This window comes from Pseudomonas sp. GM49 (assembly GCF_000282355.1).
In the GTDB taxonomy this organism is placed as follows: domain Bacteria; phylum Pseudomonadota; class Gammaproteobacteria; order Pseudomonadales; family Pseudomonadaceae; genus Aquipseudomonas.
In genome coordinates this window covers 1-17,545 of the sequence record NZ_AKJL01000025.1, presented here as the reverse complement: position 1 = coordinate 17,545, position 17,545 = coordinate 1, and the positions used below count along the sequence as shown (strand labels likewise).

Sequence of the window (17,545 nt, the reverse complement as noted above, 5' to 3'; positions counted from 1 at the left end):
GGCGACAGGCTGCTGCCGCTGCCGGTGACGTACAGCACTGCGGCTTCACCGCGTTCCAGGGCGACCGGTTTCACGTCGCCGACTTTGGTGGCGCCGTCATAGAGCGCCAGGCTGACCTTCACCGGGTTGATTTCACGCTCGCCGCGACCCTTGGGCGCAACGTTCGGGACCACGTCGGTCTTGCCGTCGGCGGTCTTCAGGGTCAGCGTCTTGTCGCTGAGGTTTTGCACGCGTACCAGAGACTTCTGCTTGTTCTTGAACGGCGGCTCCTCGATCAGTTGCGGTGCGCCGCTGGCGTTGTTGACCAGGGTGTAATAGTGGTCGCCGGCCAGTTTCACCGGCAGGGACTGGCTACCGACCTTGGCGCTGTAGTCGCCGCCCGGCATGAAGCTGAAGTCACTGCTGGACAGTGGCGCGACATCGCTCAGGTTGGTGCTGCCGACGGTGGCGCTGACTTCGGCGTTGCTGGCGTTGTAGATACGCACGAAGGTCGAGCCTTTCGGTGCGGTCGGGCCATACAGGGCGGCGTCGCCACCGGCGAAAGCCTGCACCGACAGCACGCTGAGGCCGGCAACCAGGGCAAAGCGTTTGGCGAGACGACGCGGAGTTGTAGTGAAAGTCATGGTGTACCTCTCTTTCAGTTTTGCGCCCGGTCGGGCGTCTCGGATTTGTTGTTGATGGCTACGTTTTGTTGGCGCGCGCCGGCTTGTTTAAGCTCTGCGACCCACTGCGGGTCGGCGTCGCCGATTTCGTTGTTCACAGGCAGATATCGTTCAGGGAACTCCCAGATCAGCACCTGTGGCGGGCTGTTCTTGAAGGCGTCGCTTTTGAGGTAGCTGAGCATCGGCAGAATCGGGCCGTGGCCGTCTTCGGCGTAACTGACCACGTCACTGTGCAGCGCTTGCTTGAGCGCACCGACGAAGTTCCAGTTGGGGTTGGCGCTGTAACTGGTGCCGATCAGGGCCACCGGCACTTCGGCGTTGGCGAACAGGGCATCGTCACCGGCCGGCTGGTCGTCCGCCGCCACGGTGTTGCGCTTTTGCAGTGGCTCTTGCGCCGGCATCAGGTTTTCGAACAGTGGGTCGAGCGGCAGGAACAACTGCAGATCACCCTTGTGTGTCACGGTTTCCGCAGGTTCGGTGACGAAGCGCTGCGGCTCACCGCTCAGCGGGTACTTGTCGGCGATGGTTTTGGCCAGGCGGTTGGCGGCGATCTCGGCGCCTTCCGGGGTCCAGTGGGTGTCGGTGCGCAGGAACACTTGCTGGCCGTTCTGTTTGGCCTGTTGCAGCGGGCCGAGCAGGTCCGGGGCCGGAATCCGGTCGGCGGCCAGGCGCTGGTGGAAGTCCTTGTAGAGGTTGGCGTGGATGCTCGCCGGTTTCACTTCACCCAAGTGCTCCGGGTACAGGCGCACCTTGGCCGGGACCACCGCCATCACCAGTTGCACGCCTTTTTCTTTCAGGGTCTGGCGCACGCCTTCGACCAGCGCGTAGTTGCCTTGCAGGTTCAGTTCTTCGTTGACCACCGGGTGGAATTCTTCATCGCTGTACAACCACTGGTCGCGACCGAGCACTACGCCCGGACGACCTTCGTTGAACAGTTTGAAATCCAGTGCAGCCCAAAGATTGGTGCCCAGGCGCTTGATCGGAAACTCGTCGTCGTAGTGGGTTTCCACGGCCTTGGTCCAGCGGCCGTTGAGTACCGTCGCATCGGCGTTGGTGCTGAAGCCGAAGAAGCTGCGCACCGACCACAGACCGAGCACCAGCAAGGTCACCAGGAACAGCGCGATGTAGAAGATGCGTAATGAGCGGGTCATGGTCAGATCCCTCAGAACTGGAAGTAAAGGAACGGCGAGAAGCTTTGCGCCGAGAGTTTGAGAATCGAGGCGATGAACAACAGCAGCACCAGCGCACGCATCACGTAGCGTGACCAGTCAGCAGTCCAATAAGCTGGTTGCACCTGGGCTTCGACGCCGACGGTGTAGCCAGGCTGATGGATGCTCGCCGGGTTATCCCCAGGCACGGCCTTGATCGTTCCCGGTGTCGCAGCGGCCGGGCCGTCGGCGTCGACGTTCACTGCAGGCTTGGTCTTCACCGGAGGCTGATTGGTGTAGAAGTCGCGCAGGCCGAAGAACGCCAGGGTCACGTAAGCCACGATCAGGGTCGCCACTTGCAGGCCGGTGAGGCTGGCCTGGTTGAGTTCCGACAGCGACCAGTCGCCGAAGCTGAACATCGCGCCGTACATGCGCCCGGCCACGTGCAGGTTTTCCGCGCGGAAGATCACCCAGCCCATCACCACCAGCAGGAAGGTCATTACCCAGCGGATCGGGTTGAAGCTGCGTGGCGAGGTGTTCAGGCCGATGGCTTTTTCAATCGCCAGCCACATGCCGTGCCACGCACCCCAGACGATGTAGGTGATGTTCGCGCCGTGCCACAGACCACCGAGCAGCATGGTCAGGAACAGGTTGCGATAGGTCATCAGCGTGCCTTTGCGATTACCGCCCAGCGTGATGTACAGATAGTCACGCAGCCAGGTCGACAGGCTGATGTGCCAGCGCCGCCAGAACTCGGTGATCGACTGGCTGACATACGGCTGCTTGAAGTTTTCCATGAAGCGGAAACCCATCATCAGGCCCAGACCGATGGCCATGTCGCTGTACCCGGAGAAGTCGAAATACAGCTGCGCGGTGTAGGCCAGCGCACCAAGCCAGGCATCGCCCGTGGTCGGGTTTTGCAGGGCGAAGCAATGGTCGGCCACCACCGCGAGGGTGTCGGCGATGAAGACTTTCTTGATGAACCCCTGCATGAACCGCGTGCAGCCCTCGGAGAATTTGTCGAGGGTGTGGGTGCGATTGTTGAACTGGTCGGCCAGGTCGCGAAAACGCAACACGGGACCGGCGATCAGGTGTGGGAAGATCGCCACGAACGCCGCGAAGTCGATCAGGTTGCGGGTCGCCGGAGTGTCGCCACGGTAGACGTCGATGATGTAGCTGATGGACTCGAAGATGTAGAACGAGATCCCGATCGGCAGCAGCACGTGGGTCAGGATGAATGGTTCCAGGCCCACTGACGTCATCATTGCGTTGATGCTGTCGACGCCGAAGTTGGCGTACTTGAAGTAGCCGAGGATGCACAGGTCGACAGCCACGCCGAGCAGCAGCCAGCGCTGCGCCGGTTTGGTCTTGACCCCGGCGGCACCGACTTTCAGGCCGATCCAGTAGTTCCACAGCGTGACGCCGGCGAACAGCGCGAGGAAGTCCACACGCCACCAGGCGTAGAACACGTAACTGGCAATCAGCAGCAGCAAATTGCGATAGCGTTGCCCGCTCAGGTAGTACAAGCCGAGAAAGATCGGCAAGAACAAAAACAGGAACACGTTGGACGAAAAAACCATCCCGATCTCTCCTTGTTTGAACCAACAGTCAAGGGCCAACGGCCCCCCCAAACCCCCCAAGAAAATCTGGAGGGCAACACACAAAAACTTATGTCTTGCACTAACCCTGTGGGAGCGAGCTTGCTCGCGATGAGGGAGTGTCAGTCGACATCGATGTTGATTGTCAGACCGCTATCGCGAGCAAGCTCGCTCCCACAGGTTTTGTGTCTGTCTTCAAGAACCCTTGCTGCCCTTTTCATTGGCCGGGTCGTAGACCTTGGTCAGGTCACCGCCGAGGCGGAAGGTCTTGAACGGTTGCATCTTGTGCTTCTTCGCCAGCACCTCGGGCGAGCAGGTGTAGAGCGAGCAGTACGGTTCGAGCCAGGCGAATTTCATGTCCTCTTTCAGGTCGGTCATGTCCTGTTCCTTGCCGTTCTTTTTCTCGAACTGGTCCGGGTCTTTCACCCCGGACAACACCCGGTCACCCAGGCGTTTGAGCGCGGCGTTGTTTTCCTGGCGCAGATCCACACCGTTGACCTGGGCGAAACTGGCGATCATCGCCAGCGGCGGCAGGGCGTAGTTGTGGTAGGCCAGCGCCCGTTGCTGACGCTTGAGTTCGTTGGGCAGGTAGCCGTCGGCGTCGACCTGACTGGCGCCGACCTTGTATTCCTTGACCGCCCAGTCGAACAGGTCGCGGCGGTTGGTGGCGACGGAGGTGGCCATCACCGACCACGCCGCCCAGTACGAGTGGTTGTTGGTCTGGTCGAGCGGCAGGTTGTCCCAGTCGCTGACCACCTGGTCGGCCATCTTGCTGAACCAGGCTTCGATCACTTGCGCTTCCTGTTGATGGGTGGCCAGCGGGTGGGAGTCGGAAAACTTCAGACGGATGTACGCCGAAGCCATGCTGCCCAACGCCCATTTGCGCATCGACTTGCCGGTGTGGTTGAAGTCCTTGGACATCAGCGCGTCGGCCTGTGCCCAGGCCGTCAGCCAGCTCAACGTGCATTCCAGCTGTTCCGGGCGACCGTCACGCATGAACTGCATCACACGCTTGCTGGTGCCGCGCTCGATCTTGGTGATGTCGGCGGTGCTCTCGCGGAAGGCTTTTTCCGACTGCACGTTCAGGGTCGCGCGGGCCTTGTCCGAACCTTCGTACTTGCTGCGAAATTGCAACGAGCCGGTGTACGGCGTCGGCATCGCATCGCAGCCTTCGCTTTTGTCGCCCGTCTTGAATTTATCCACAGGCGCAAAATAGCCCTGGGGTGGACGCAGTGGCGCAGCTGCTTGTGTGGCCCCGGCGAACATCGCCAGGCTCAAGAGCGTCGGTGCCAACAGTGTTGAAAATTTCGGATAGCGCATAGCAGACCTCATTGCCCGACCGAAGCAGTACGCTGTTCGGCGCCCGGGAATACGTTGCGTTTGCAGATTTTCGCTTCGACTTTCTGTGGCGCGGCACCGGCTTCGGGGCCCTGGACTTCAACGGCCAGCAGGTTCTGCGAGGCCCAGTCTTCGTCCGTGCGCAATTCGAAAGCGAAACGCCCGTCAGTCTCGGAGGTTTCCGGTTTGTCGATCTTGATGTCCTCGTGGCGACCGTTCATGTACCAGAGGGTGGCTTGCAGGGTTTTCACCGACGTATCGGCGAAGCGGATGTCTACCTGGTGGCTGCTGTTGCGCAGGTCCATGTTCTTGCTGTTGACCATCAACTCGTTTTTGCCCGGCTTGAGCGTAGCGCTGCCGGACATCTGCGCATCCTTGCCTTCGCAACCGTTGTCCAGCAGCGCCATCATCTGGCGGTAGATGGTTTCCTGGTCGAGGCGGTACAGCGGCGAGAATTCCCAGATGAGAATCTTCGGCGGGTTCTTCTGGAACTCGTCGCTGCCCAGGTACTGCAGCATCGAACCTTCGAGGCCGCCGCCGGGGAACGCCACGTTGAGAATGTCGGCGCCGATGGCCTCTTCGAGGAAACCGGCGAAGTTGTAGTTCTTGCCACTGTGGGACGTGCCCACCAAGGTGATCTGCGGATTGCCGGAGTCGCCGAACAGATCGCCGTCACCCGCTTCGCCCTTCGGCTCGGTGGTGAATTGATCCATGTACTGGATCGCGTAGCTGGTGCCACAGAGTTGACCGGCCATGTTGTGCAACGTTCCGGTCTTGCCCATGCGCCCCGACTTTTTGGTTTCGAATTCGCGCTTCGGAATGTCGGCGAATTCAGGCAATTGCTTGACCTTCTCGGCGACGATTTTCGCCGTGCGCTGGGCACCGTATGGAGTCCAGTGCTGGTCACCACGGAAGTAGAAGTCGTGGGCGGGCAGGGTGTCGGGCAACGACTCGTTGGTCAGCGGTGACAGGTCCGGAACGACATAGCCCATCTGCGCGAAACGGCCCAGCATGGATTTGTAGTTCTTCAGCGCCTTGTCGAAGTCGAAGCTGGCTTTCTCCGCCGGGTTGAGCTTGTTGCGGTTCACCAGGCCACGGGTCGGTTGATAAACCACAACCAGCTCCACGCCTTTGCTCTTGAACGCATCGTGCAGTTGCTTCATGCGTTTGTAGCCGGCGGGCGTGGTGTCGAATTCGGTGCGCAAGTCTTCTTGCGTACGGAACAGCCAGTCGCCCTGGGCCTGTACCAGCGTGGTGAAGTTCTGCTGATAACGGGTGGTGTAGTTCTTCGCATCGTGAGCGGCCGGGCACAGGCTGCAGCATGGTTCGGCGCTGAACTTGGGCGCTTGAACTTCATCGGCACGCGCGCCAGTGCTGGCCGCGAGAATGCCGGCGGTCAGGGCCGACAGGCTGAGTAATTTGATCAAGTGTGGGTGCATAAGATTATCCTCAGTCCCGCATTTCGGTCTGGCGTTCGACAGGGTCGATCAGCACGGCTTTCTGCTGGCGCACCAGCAGGTCGAGAATTTCATCCTGGCGCTCGCCAAGGATGCCGGTGAAGCTGATGCCGCTGGCCTTGGCCGGCGCGAGCATGGACACGCGATACAACTCGACGCTCAGCGGCGAGTCGATGGACAGCGGTCCGCTGCCGTTGGCTGCCAGTTCACCACCGACCACGATCAGCGACACCTGGGCGTCGAACGGGTCGAGCTTGATGTCACGGTCGGTGTTGCTCAGGTCCTTGATGTGGCCGTAGACGCCGGTCAGGCCGTTGGCCATGGCGACGTTTTCGTACAGGCGAATGTTCACGCTGTTACGAATGCGGATGCCGTGGCGCTTGTTGCTCAGCACGCGATTGCCCCACAGCAGGTTGTCGGCACTCTCATAGAGGGTGATGCCGTCGGTGTGGTTCTGGTAGATCTCGTTGTGGGCAATCAGATTGTTCACGCTGTTACGGTCGATCACCAGCCCCGAGAGGTGGTTGTCGTAGCTGCGGTTGTTGAAGATGAAGCTGTCGTTGACCTCACGGGAAATAATGATCCCGTGCTTCTTCTTGGTACCAAACACCGTGTTGTCGGCAATGATCAGACCGTGGGAGCGGTCATGCGGGTCGATGCCGTAGACGATGTTGTCTTTGTAGGTGTTGCCCTTGACCACGAAGTCGCGGGTTTCGTAGCAGTAGAAGCCGTACCACATGTCCGAGAACTCGGAACCGACGATCCAGCCGGTCGGTTCAGGGCGCTTGAGCACCTTGGCCATGTTCGGCGTGTACTGGGAAATACTCACGCCGTAGGACTTACTGTTGGCGTAACCGAAACTGGCGATCTTGCTGTTGGCGATGTAGGTCTCGGTGCCGCCCCAGGACAGCAGGAACGGGCGGAATTCCTTCGGCGAAGTGAACGTCGCCGGGCCGTTGTCCTTCTCGCGCCAGCCAGTGATTTTGGTGTCACGCACGAACAACTGGCCGTCGTTGACCAGGAACGCACCGCCCTCCTGGGACAGGCGCAGCTCCTGGGTCTGCTTGTCGATTTCGAGGATGCCGTGACGACCGACCACGATCGGCAACCGGGACAGGAACACACCCGGCGAGGTTTCGCTGAAGTACTGCTTGGGGACTTTTTTCGCCAGGTCCTTGAGGTTCATGTAGCCGTCGTCGACGAAGATCGCCTGGGGGATGCCGTGCTGACGCACCACCCACTCGGCCATCTTGTTGTCGCCACCGATGAAGTCCTTCAGGGCGTCTTCCTGCATCATCCGGCGCAGGCTGATTTTGCCCGGTTTGCTGCGCACGATTTTTGCCGCGATGGCCTCGGCTGTGTAGCCCGAAATGTCCGGCAATTTCGGCTTTTCAAGCTCCAGCGGTGCGGTCGGTGCGCTGCTGACGGTGTAGGTCTTGGCCTGTTGCAGTTCCTTGGCGACGGTGGCCGCATGTGCCGGTTTGGCAGGCGCTGCCGGCTCCACGTTGGCGAAGGCGACCGAGCTTGCCAGCAGCATCGCGCCGGTCAGCAAGGTGAGCGAACCTCGCTTCGAATTGTTCATGTCGGGCACTCCCTTCGCGGTTTGCATCAGAAGCGCCAGATCACGTCGATGAACGCACGGTGCATGTACGAATCGACCTGACTGCCATAGGCATCGCCCGGCTTGAACACGCCGCCACGGAAGCGCACCAGGGCCGAAGGCTCGTCGATCGACTGGCTCAGTGCCGCCGGCAACAGGCCTTGCTTGAAGTACTTGGTGACCACCAGGTCCATCTCCTGACCGAGGTCTTTCTCGCCATCGTTCAGTGGCAGCGAAGTGCTGGAGAGGATCGCGCCGGTGACGTCGTCGGTGTTGTTCTGGACGGCGTTGATGCCATTGCTGCCGACCGGCTTGTTGCCGTCGACGCGCCAGAACTTGTGGTAGATCAGGCTGGCGTCGTATTCGTCGTTGAGCATCCACGAACCGAACAGGGTGGCCGATTGCATGTTGTTCATTTCACCACGGAAGGCCTCGCCGAAACGATGTACCCGCGAGCGCGTGCCGGTGTAGTTCGAGCGGTTGCTTTCCAGGCCGTTCTGTTCGTAATCGGCGCTGGCGCGGGCGTAGGCGGCACCGACTTGCCATTGCGGATCGAGGCGCAGGCGCACACCGACATCGGTGGCCCAGCCGTTGAGATCTTCACCGCGCTTGGCTTCAGCCGGCGGCGTGCCATCGGCGTTCAGCGGGTTGACCTTGTCGACGTCGCCGCGCATGCCGGTGATGCTGCCCCAGTAATTGACCGTGTTGGTGTTGCGCCAGTTGTAGGCGTCGCTGTCGGCGGTCAGGCCGATCCAGCTGATGTCACCGTTCTGTTTCTTGTCCAGCGAATCAGCCGGCACACCCGGCTCCGGGAAGTCGAGCTTGCCGTTGTCATGGGTGTGATGACCGCGAATGCCGACCCAGTTGCCCGGTGTCCACTGGTACGCCGCATCGGCGTAGGCGTGCAGGCGATCCTTGTCTTGCGGCGACAACTCTTTGAGGTCGGTGCGGTACTCGCTGAAGCGTTCGGCGATACCGGCGTTGGCGCGCAGCAGGGTGGTGTCGAAAGTCCAGTTCAGCGCTTCGATGTTGGTGTCGCGCCATTGGCCGTCGTCGTTGCGCAGGCGCTGGCGACCGAACTTCAGGATCTCGCCGGGGTAGGGCGTGAAGCCGCTGTAGCCGACCCAGAACTCACGCATCGCCAGGTAGTTTTTCTTGGTCTGGCGATCATTGTTGTCGGTGTTCTCAGCGCCATCGGACTGTTGCAGGGTGTCGGTCTCGATGATGTCGGTGGACGTCACCGCCTGCCCCATGGCGTAGGCGCTCCACGCGCCGCTTTCGCCGTAGACCCACGGACGCAGGTCGAGGCCGACGCCATTGACGTCACCACCGGGAGCGGTGCCGAGGTCGCGGTCATCTTCGGATTGGCCAGTGATTTTCACTTCGAGGCCAAAGTTCTTGGTTTCAGTCATCGCAGCAAGCGTCGGGCAAGACCAGATCAGCGCGAATGTCAGGCCAATGCCGGCCTTCATGAATGGATTCAACTTCATTGGGATTCCTCGCTGACTTCTTCTTGCAGGGTGTGCAGTTCCGGCGTGTTCGGGCTCAGGGCACCGCGCACGGCCTGTTCTTGTTTCAACAGGCGTTGGGCTTCGGCCAACCGGTCGGGCGGCAATTGCGTTTGGATTGTTTGCGCAAGCTCGGTGGCTTGCGGGGTGTTCTGGGCCAGGGCCAATTGACTGAAAACATACGCATTGACCGGGTCAGGCCTGGTGCCCTTGCCTTGGGAAAACAGTTGGGCAATGGCGAAGTCGGCGCTGTTCTGGCCGTTGCGCGCAGCGGTCAACAGATGGTCGAGGGCCTTCTGTGGATAGACCTTGCCCAGGTAGCCACGGCGATAGATCTGGCCGAGGTAGTAATCGGCAGCGACTTCGCGGCCGACGGCTTTCTGGAAGTGCGCTTCGGCGACCTTGGCGTCAGCCGGCACCAGTTTGCCTTCGAAGTAGAGCTTGCCCAGCAACAGCTCGGCGCGGGGCTGGTCGGCGGCGCGGCCGTTGTCCAGGTACTTCATCATCTGGTCGACGTCGCCCAGTTCAGGGAAGTCGTAGAGCAGCTGCGCGAGGCTGACCCACGACGCCGGGTAGCCCGGAGCGATCGGCTCGAGCAGCGACTGCGCGGTCTTTTCGTCGGTCTTGCCCAGGGTCGAATCGGCGAGCACACGGGCGACGCTGTCGACGCGCTGTGCCGAAACGCTGCCGCGAGCATGGGCTGCTTGCATCTGCTTGATCAGCTCGGCCTGTTGCTCCGGCTTGGCCTGCTTCTGATAGACCGTTGCCAGTTCGACGTAGCAGATGTCGCTGGTATTGAGCGCGGCTTTGCAGATTTTTTCCACGTCATCCAGATGCTGGTCGTAGGTGCCCTGGGTGCGATAGAGCAGCACTTGTGCCAAACCGGCTTCCGGTTTGTTTTCGGCACGCCATTGGCTGATCTGCTGCTGCGCATTCACGTTGGGAAAGCTGTGCGGGTATTGCAGGTACAGCATCGCCAACGGGATCAGCGTGTTGCCTTCGCCCGCAGCGGCGGCCTTTTTCAACAGGGTTTCGGCTTCGTGTTGCTCGGCTTCAGTGGAACCGGGCTTGGCCACTAGCAAGCGCCCGAGGCGCGCCTGGGCACGCGGCGAAACGCTGGCCGCGGCGCGGTAAGTCGCCTCGGCCTGTTTCATCTGCGCCGGGTCGCGGCTGTCGACCTGGATATCGGCCAGGCCGACCTGCGCTTCGCTGTAGCCCAGGTCTGCCAGTTGCCGGTAGTTCGCCGCGGCGGTGGCGGTATCGCCGCGCTTGAGAGCTTCGTTGGCCAGGCGCTGGTCGGGGAGGCCGGCGCAACCGGCCAGGCTCACCGCCAATGCAATGGCACACAGCGGACCCATGTGGGAGCGAGCTTGCTCGCGATGCGGCTGGCTCGGTGCATCAGACAGACCGCGTCGATCCCATCGCGAGCAGGCTCGCTCCCACAGGGTCGGCGGCGTGTTGAGGGTTGGAGTAGTCACAGGCATGTCCTCGACTTAAAGACCGACAGCCATGGCTTTGTCGATCAGCCAGTTCAGGTTCGGGCCACGGTCGCTGCTCACTTCCGCCGGGCGGCCGGCGAGGGAGCTGTCCAGGGTTTCGTCCGGCTGGATCAGGACGCGGATGTCCGAGGACAGGTCGGCGCTTTTCAGGCTGGTGCTGCTGACGATCTTGCCGGTGCGGGACTTGTCCTCGCCGGCGATCTGGAAGCGCACCGAAGTGCCCGGGCGCACGTCGCCGAACTGGCGATAGGAGAAGCGCGCTTCAACGTTGGCTTCACTGTTGCGCGGCACCAGTTGGAAGATCACGTCGCCCTTGCTGGCGTACTGACCGTTGGCGACCATTTGCTGGGCCACGGTGCAATCGCATGGCGAGGTCAGGGTGCCGGTCATCTGCTTGCCGAACAGTTCTTCAACCTTGGCCGGTTGCAATTGGTCTTCGTCCAGATGGCCCTTGAGCACGTCGAGCATGCTGGTGCTGAAGGTCGCCAGCGGTGCGCCTTTGGCGGCCACGCCGTCGGCTTTCACCAGGCTCTGCACGGTACCGTCGCGAGGCATGGTGATGTTCACGCCCGGTACGCTGACCAGACCGGCCTGGGCGTGGCTGACGAAGTACATGCCGTACACCGATTTGAAAACGAAGCCGAAGGCGGCCACACCAACCACGAAGATCCCCAGGCTGAAAGTCACGGCTTTCATGCGCCCGAACGCGGACATGCCGTGGCCGCCGTCCTTGACCTTGCGCGCCTTGGTGAAGTTGTCGCGCTGCAGGGTCGCCAGCATTTCACCCACGCTGACGATGTCGCCGGCCAGGTGCGAGGTGATCAGGTGGCGCAGGGTCGAGATGTCCCGTGGTTCCAGGTTCTGGAACTGGCAGCCGGCGCGTCCGGTCTCGCGATCGAAGGAGCGGACCTGCAACTCGACGTCCATGGCCAGGCCGAGGTTGTCGATGACAAACTGCAGGCGGGCCTTGTACACATCGCCGATCTTCAGTGGCAACTGGCCGGCGTTGAATGCCAGGCCACCGGCGGACAGGTCGATCACCCGGGCTTCGACCGGTGTCCGGTCAGGGCCGAAGAAACGCAACTTGGCCGGGATTTTCACTCGGGCGTGTTGGCGCTGGGCTTCGGATTCATGCACTACGTTGGCGTTGACGGCGGTATTCATAAAGGCGATTTCCTGGTTAATTCAATAAGGGGGCGGTCAGACCATCAACAGCAGCACGGCGACAAAAATGCTGCCGGCAGAGAAGGTCATGGTCCGAGACGACCAGGTGTTGAACCAACGTTGAAAGCTGGCGAGATCACGGGTCAGGTGGGTGGGCTGGCGGGTCCAGGACTGTTGGTCGAGGCGGAAGAACACGTAGATCTTCACCAGCGCGCCGACGATCTGGTTGTAATAGAGAATCGCCGGGTAGGCCGGGCCGATCCGGTGTCCGGAGCACGACAGCAACAAGGTCAGGATGAACCGGGTGATACCGATCCACAGCAGGTACACCAGGATGAACGCGGTGCCGTACTTGAAGCTGGCGATCAACGCCACGGTCAGGCCCAGCAGCGAGGTCCACATCGACACGCGCTGGTCGAACAGCACCACCGAAGTGAACACGCCGAGGCGTTTGATCCCCAGGCCCAGGGCCCGGGAGTTCTGCCGCAGGTTGTTGCCGTACCAGCGGAACATCAGTTTGCGGCTGGCCTTGATGAAGCTCTTTTCCGGCGGGTGTTCAACGGTGTTGATCGCCGCGTCGGGCACGTAGAACGTGTCGTAGCCCAGGCGCATCAGGCTGAACCAGCTCGATTTGTCATCGCCGGTAAGGAACTTGAAGCGACCCAGGCGCCAGTGTTGCAGCGAGTCGCTTTCCACGTCGGCGATGAAGTCCGGGTTGGTGACCACGGTGGCGCGGAACACCGACATGCGGCCGGTCATGGTCAGCACGCGCTTGGACAAGGCCATCGAGCACATGTTGATGTGGCGCTGGGCGAAACGCAGCTTGTGCCATTCGCTCATGATGTAGCCGCCGCGCACTTCGCAGAATTCGTTGGTGGTCAGGCCACCGACGTTGCCGAACAGCTGGAACCACGGCACGGTCTTGAGCACCACGCCTTCGCCGAGCACGGTGTCGCCATCGATCACCGCGACCACCGCGCGATCGTCCGGCAGGTGCCGGGAGATGGCGCGGAAGCCGTAGGCCAGGCCATCGCGTTTGCCGGTGCCGGGAATGCGCACGAAGTCGAGCTTGACCCGGGATGGCGGGTTCATCCGGTTCCACAGGCTTTTCACCAGCAGCTCATCGGACATTTCCACGATGGAGCAGACCACGGTGGTCGGCAGGCCGCAGTCGATGGCTTCGCGGATCACCGAGCTGTAGACCTGCGCAGTGGTCAGGGCGTCGATGCGGAAACTGGTAACCATCAGGAACACGTGGGACGGGTCTGCCGCTTTACCCAGCTTGCGCACTTTGCGCCGCAGGTGCGGGTAGACGATGTACAGAAAAATCATGCCGCGCACAAAGTGCGTGGCACCCATCGAATAGCGCCAGATACCCACGGCGCCAATCAGGAAAATGAAGTCCTTCGACTCGGAGTCGAACGTGGACACGGGCAGCGCCATGGCGAGGCCCATCAGTAAACTCAGGTAGAACAGCCAACCGGCGGCCTGGAGTAGGCCGTGTTTTAGCCTGTGCATAATCGGAATCCTAAAGTCAGTTGCAAGCCCCAAGCTTCAAGCCCCAAGCGAGGAGCTTTGAACTTGCGGCTTGGAGCTTGAAGCTTGCGGCTGCCTTACCAGCAGATACCTTCGGCCCGGCTATTGGTGCTGGTGGCCTTGGACATGAAGCCAACCAGGTCAATTACCTGCTTGCCGTGTGGAACGTCCTGCACCAGAGCGCGGAACTTCTCGTCGCGGTTGCCGAGGATGATCACGTCGGAGTTGTTGATCACTGCGTCGAAGTCGGCGTTGAGCAAGGACGAGACGTGAGGGATCTTCGACTCGATGTAGTCCTTGTTGGCACCGTGAACGCGGGCGTACTCGACGTTGCTGTCGTAGATGCTCAGGTCGTAGCCCTTGCCGATCAGCATTTCCGCCAGGTCGACCAGCGGGCTTTCGCGCAGGTCGTCGGTGCCGGCCTTGAAGCTCAAGCCCAGCAGGGCGACTTTGCGTTTGTCGTGGCTGGAGACGATGTCGAACGCGTTCTGCACCTGGGATTCGTTGCTGCGCATCAGCGAGTTGAGCAACGGGGCTTCCACGTCCAGGGAACCGGCGCGGTAGGTCAGGGCACGCACGTCCTTTGGCAGGCACGAGCCGCCGAAGGCGAAGCCCGGGCGCATGTAGTACTGGGACAGGTTGAGGGTCTTGTCCTGGCAGACCACGTCCATCACTTCGCGACCGTCGACGCCGACCGCCTTGGCGATGTTGCCGATTTCGTTGGCGAAAGTGACCTTGGTGGCGTGCCACACGTTGCAGGTGTACTTGATCATCTCGGCGACCGCGATGTCCTTGCGGATGATCGGTGCGTCGAGCTCTTCATACAGCGATTGCAGAACGTCGCCGGACGCTTTGTCGAATTCGCCGATGACGGTCATTGGCGGCTGGTCGTAGTCGGCGATGGCGGTGCTTTCGCGCAGGAACTCAGGGTTCACGGCAACGCCGAAATCAACGCCGGCCTTCTTGCCGGAGCAGTCTTCGAGAATCGGGATGACCACGTTGGCCACGGTGCCCGGCAGCACGGTGCTGCGAACGACGATGGTGTGGCGGGTAGATTTGTCACGCAGGACAAAACCGATTTCGCGGCACACCGCCTCGATGTAGTTCAGCTCCAGATCGCCGTTCTTTTTGCTCGGCGTGCCCACGCAGATCATCGACAGGTCGGTGTCGCGAATCGCCTCGGCGAAGTTGGTGGTACCACGCAGACGACCGGTCTGGATGCCCTGGGACAGAAGTTCGCCCAGGCCCGGTTCAACGATCGGCGATTTGCCGGCATTGATCATATCGATCTTGTCTTTGGCCACATCGACGCCGACGACGTCATGACCCCGTGCAGACAGGCAACCGGCACATACTGCGCCGACGTAACCCAAACCAAAAATGCTGATGCGCATCGCAATTACCTCTGTATTGATCAAGCCATTAGATGGCCGGAGTTAATGGTGTTCAGCGGTGATAGTGCACTCGCAAGTACGCCTTACAGGCGCAACGATGCCGTGTGCTGGCATATAAGTTACGAGTGTCTAAATAAATGCACTCAAGGTGTGCGTAACTAGGCCTTGTAATTATTATTTGCCCTGTTATGCAGCCGATCCTCCTTTCAGGGGATGCAGGTGCAAAAAGGTGCTGCACGCTTGATCTCAGGCCGAAAGCCCGTGGATCAAGCGGTTGGGTGCTCGGGTGAGCACGTTTATAGGGGCGCAGCCGTGGCCTTGTAGGGGATAGTCATACCGCTTTATCTCCTGTCCGCTTGCTGTTGTCCAAATCAGTGATTAGTCAGCGCAAGTTAGTATTACAACTTCGCTACAAGAATCGCTTATCTGCGTAAGTTATCTCGTACACGCTCGGCGAGAATCGTTACGGGTGGTATGAGCGGCGCGTTTGGACATAGTTCCAGTCCGCTCATCGTGAAATCTGAAATTTTTTGAAATATTGAGAAAGATGGCACTGCTCTCAAACTGATAGCACTTGCCGTTTCGCCCTTTATATATAGGCGGATAATTGAGGTGGATAGTTTTTTGCCACTACTGTTAAAAAAAATCAGTGCCACTACGCAAAAAAATGATTGAAGTCGAGTGAAACTAAAGTTAGAAAACTGGGTGGTGTATTTTTGGCGCCATAAAAATGGCGTAAGTGGCGGGAAAGTCTGAAGTGAATCCAAGGTCGGCGCACGAGGGTTGTGGGAGTCGTGCGCCGACTGGATGCATCACTCTGGTGCGTGATCGCGCAGGAACACCAGATTGTCCGGTTTGGACTGCTCGGCGCTGTAGCGATAGCCCTGAATGTCGAATTGCTTGAGGGCGGCCGGATCGTTGATGCGTTCTTCGATGACGAAGCGGCTCATCAAGCCACGGGCCTTTTTCGCGTAGAAGCTGATGATCTTGTACTGGCCGTTCTTCAGGTCCTTGAATTCGGTATTGATGATGCGCGCGTTCAACGCGTTGCGTTTGACCGCCGAGAAGTACTCGTTGGACGCCAGATTGAGCAGCACGTCATCGCCTTGATCGGCCAGGGCTTCGTTCAGCCATTCGCTGATGCGTGTGCCCCAGAACGCATACAAGTCCTTGCCCCGGGCGTTCGCCAGCCTGGTACCCATTTCCAGGCGATAGGGTTGCATCAGGTCCAGCGGGCGCAGCAGTCCGTACAGACCGGACAACATGCGCAGATGCTGCTGGGCATAGTCGAAATCGGCTTCGCTGAAGGTTTGCGCATTCAGGCCGGTGTACACGTCGCCCTTGAAGGCCAGCAACGCCTGCTTGGCGTTTTCCGGGGTGAACGCGGGGGTCCAGCTGCCGAATCGCGCGGCGTTGAGCCCGCCGATCTTGTCGGAGACGTGCATCAACTCGCTGATTTGCGCGGGCGTCAGTTCGCGCAATTGCAGGATCAACTCCTGGGAGTGGTCGAGGTACTGCGGCTGGGTGAAGCGCTGGGTCGCCGGCGGTGTTTCATAGTCGAGGGTCTTGGCGGGTGAAATCACCATCAGCATGAAGTCGTCTCCTTTAATCGTGGCGGCGATTCTAGGGGGTTGTCGGTGTTGACTCCAGCTATGGCGTCCATAGGTGATAACCGGTGGCCTTGCACCAAACCTGTAGGAGCGAGCTTGCTCGCGATAGCGGTCTGACATTCGGAAAAGATGTTGGCTGATGCACCGTCATCGCGAGCAAGCTCGCTCCCACAGGAGATTGGGGTTGCTGCGGGAATGAGGGCCGCGATCAGCTATAGTGCCGCGCGGGTTTTGTTATGGAGACATCCCATTGCGTATCGCTTTACTCATCTCGATCTGGCTACTGAGCGTCGCTGCCATCGCGGCACCGGGCGATGTGGCGACGCTCGATCGCAGCACCTGGCCAGAAAAACTCGGCAACCCGACGCTGTTCGACGTGGCGTCGAGGGCTGAGATCCTGATGTTTTCCAGTGTACTGCTGACCAGCGAGTCGTTGGATGAACCCGCCCTGGCCCAGCGCCTGGGCCTGCGCACGATCAATCTGGAGTCGGTCAACCGGGTTCGCCAGCGTATGTGGCAACGGCTGCTGACCAGCTACAGCTTCGCCCAACAGAGTTGCGACCAGGATGCCTCCTTCTGTTTTCTGGTCGAAGACATGCCCACCCTGCGCGAACAAGCTGCCAGGTTCCAGGTCAGTGCAGACAGCTACTACATCAAGTGGGCCGAACCGAGTCGTGTGTTCCACTCCCAGTACCTGGACGAACAATTGCGCAAGGCCGCGCTGTTCCCGCAAACCAGCAGCGAAGTCGATCGTTTTGGCGACTATGAGCGCACCGGCGACGGGATGCACGACCGGCTGTTTCTGCTGACCTTCGACAGCGCCGCTAACGCCGTGCCGGATAACACCGCCTGGGTCACCGAGTACCTGCGCAAATCGAACATGAGCGGGACGTTCTTCGTCCTCGGCAAGGACATCCAGGCCCGATTGGCCGAGCATTCGGTGAGCGACCTGCAAGCGACCTATTCAACCCAGTGCATCGGCGTACAAGGCTGGGAGTTTCGCTCCCACAGCCACTGGCAGGACTGGCAGG

At 60.4% G+C, this 17,545-nt stretch carries 13 protein-coding genes; 1 reads left to right on the top strand and 12 read right to left on the bottom strand.

The window, feature by feature from the left end; all coding sequences use genetic code 11:
- The 12 genes from PMI29_RS26590 to yaaA all read right to left on the bottom strand — a co-directional run.
- Nucleotides 1-623: alginate O-acetyltransferase AlgF (locus tag PMI29_RS26590; RefSeq protein WP_007994060.1), on the bottom strand; the 623-nt coding region annotated here is incomplete at its 3' end.
- Nucleotides 624-637: 14 nt separating this feature from the next.
- Nucleotides 638-1,813 (bottom strand): alginate O-acetyltransferase, encoded by a 1,176-nt coding sequence (locus PMI29_RS26595; RefSeq protein WP_007994058.1) that lies wholly within the window; start codon nt 1,811-1,813, stop codon nt 638-640.
- Between the two features lie 11 nt (nt 1,814-1,824).
- Entirely contained in the window at nt 1,825-3,390 is a 1,566-nt protein-coding gene (locus PMI29_RS26600; protein WP_007994057.1) for an MBOAT family O-acyltransferase, read from the bottom strand.
- A 213-nt stretch (nt 3,391-3,603) separates the two neighbouring features.
- A complete protein-coding gene (locus PMI29_RS26605) occupies nt 3,604-4,728 on the bottom strand; it encodes a mannuronate-specific alginate lyase (protein ID WP_007994055.1) in 1,125 nt (374 codons plus the stop codon).
- Between the two features lie 8 nt (nt 4,729-4,736).
- Complete coding sequence (locus tag PMI29_RS26610) at nt 4,737-6,185, bottom strand: alginate O-acetyltransferase (protein WP_007994054.1); 1,449 nt, start codon at nt 6,183-6,185, stop codon at nt 4,737-4,739.
- A gap of 10 nt (nt 6,186-6,195) precedes the next feature.
- Nucleotides 6,196-7,785: a mannuronan 5-epimerase AlgG gene (gene algG / locus PMI29_RS26615; protein ID WP_007994052.1), complete on the bottom strand. Its 1,590-nt coding sequence runs from the start codon at nt 7,783-7,785 to the stop codon at nt 6,196-6,198.
- Nucleotides 7,786-7,811: 26 nt separating this feature from the next.
- Nucleotides 7,812-9,293 (bottom strand): alginate export family protein, encoded by a 1,482-nt coding sequence (locus PMI29_RS26620; RefSeq protein ID WP_007994051.1) that lies wholly within the window; start codon nt 9,291-9,293, stop codon nt 7,812-7,814.
- Complete coding sequence (gene algK / locus PMI29_RS26625; protein ID WP_007994049.1) at nt 9,290-10,789, bottom strand: alginate biosynthesis TPR repeat lipoprotein AlgK; 1,500 nt, start codon at nt 10,787-10,789, stop codon at nt 9,290-9,292. Before algK ends, PMI29_RS26620 begins: the two co-directional genes overlap by 4 nt.
- Nucleotides 10,790-10,804: 15 nt before the next feature.
- Nucleotides 10,805-11,974: an alginate biosynthesis protein Alg44 gene (locus PMI29_RS26630; RefSeq protein WP_007994048.1), complete on the bottom strand. Its 1,170-nt coding sequence runs from the start codon at nt 11,972-11,974 to the stop codon at nt 10,805-10,807.
- Between the two features lie 36 nt (nt 11,975-12,010).
- Nucleotides 12,011-13,492 (bottom strand): mannuronan synthase, encoded by a 1,482-nt coding sequence (gene alg8, locus PMI29_RS26635; protein WP_007994047.1) that lies wholly within the window; start codon nt 13,490-13,492, stop codon nt 12,011-12,013.
- Between the two features lie 95 nt (nt 13,493-13,587).
- The gene (locus PMI29_RS26640; protein WP_007994045.1) at nt 13,588-14,904 is read right to left on the bottom strand and encodes a nucleotide sugar dehydrogenase; all 1,317 of its coding nucleotides are present in this window, start codon (nt 14,902-14,904) and stop codon (nt 13,588-13,590) included.
- A gap of 812 nt (nt 14,905-15,716) precedes the next feature.
- Complete coding sequence (gene yaaA / locus PMI29_RS26645) at nt 15,717-16,496, bottom strand: peroxide stress protein YaaA (protein ID WP_007994043.1); 780 nt, start codon at nt 16,494-16,496, stop codon at nt 15,717-15,719.
- Nucleotides 16,497-16,764: 268 nt separating this feature from the next.
- Between yaaA and PMI29_RS26650 the strand changes: the two genes are divergently transcribed.
- Nucleotides 16,765-17,545, top strand: a 781-nt coding sequence (locus PMI29_RS26650; RefSeq protein WP_007994042.1) for a polysaccharide deacetylase family protein, incomplete at its 3' end; no start/stop codon positions are given.

What these genes read in the sequence shown, in the direction of transcription:
- PMI29_RS26595 (WP_007994058.1), bottom strand. Translation starts at nt 1,813, where the DNA reads ATGACCCGCTCATTACGCATCTTCTACATCGCGCTGTTCCTGGTGACC.
- PMI29_RS26600 (WP_007994057.1), bottom strand. Translation starts at nt 3,390, where the DNA reads ATGGTTTTTTCGTCCAACGTGTTCCTGTTTTTGTTCTTGCCGATCTTT.
- PMI29_RS26605 (WP_007994055.1), bottom strand. Translation starts at nt 4,728, where the DNA reads ATGCGCTATCCGAAATTTTCAACACTGTTGGCACCGACGCTCTTGAGC.
- PMI29_RS26610 (WP_007994054.1), bottom strand. Translation starts at nt 6,185, where the DNA reads ATGCACCCACACTTGATCAAATTACTCAGCCTGTCGGCCCTGACCGCC.
- algG (WP_007994052.1), bottom strand. Translation starts at nt 7,785, where the DNA reads ATGAACAATTCGAAGCGAGGTTCGCTCACCTTGCTGACCGGCGCGATG.
- PMI29_RS26620 (WP_007994051.1), bottom strand. Translation starts at nt 9,293, where the DNA reads ATGAAGTTGAATCCATTCATGAAGGCCGGCATTGGCCTGACATTCGCG.
- PMI29_RS26630 (WP_007994048.1), bottom strand. Translation starts at nt 11,974, where the DNA reads ATGAATACCGCCGTCAACGCCAACGTAGTGCATGAATCCGAAGCCCAG.
- alg8 (WP_007994047.1), bottom strand. Translation starts at nt 13,492, where the DNA reads ATGCACAGGCTAAAACACGGCCTACTCCAGGCCGCCGGTTGGCTGTTC.
- PMI29_RS26640 (WP_007994045.1), bottom strand. Translation starts at nt 14,904, where the DNA reads ATGCGCATCAGCATTTTTGGTTTGGGTTACGTCGGCGCAGTATGTGCC.
- yaaA (WP_007994043.1), bottom strand. Translation starts at nt 16,496, where the DNA reads ATGCTGATGGTGATTTCACCCGCCAAGACCCTCGACTATGAAACACCG.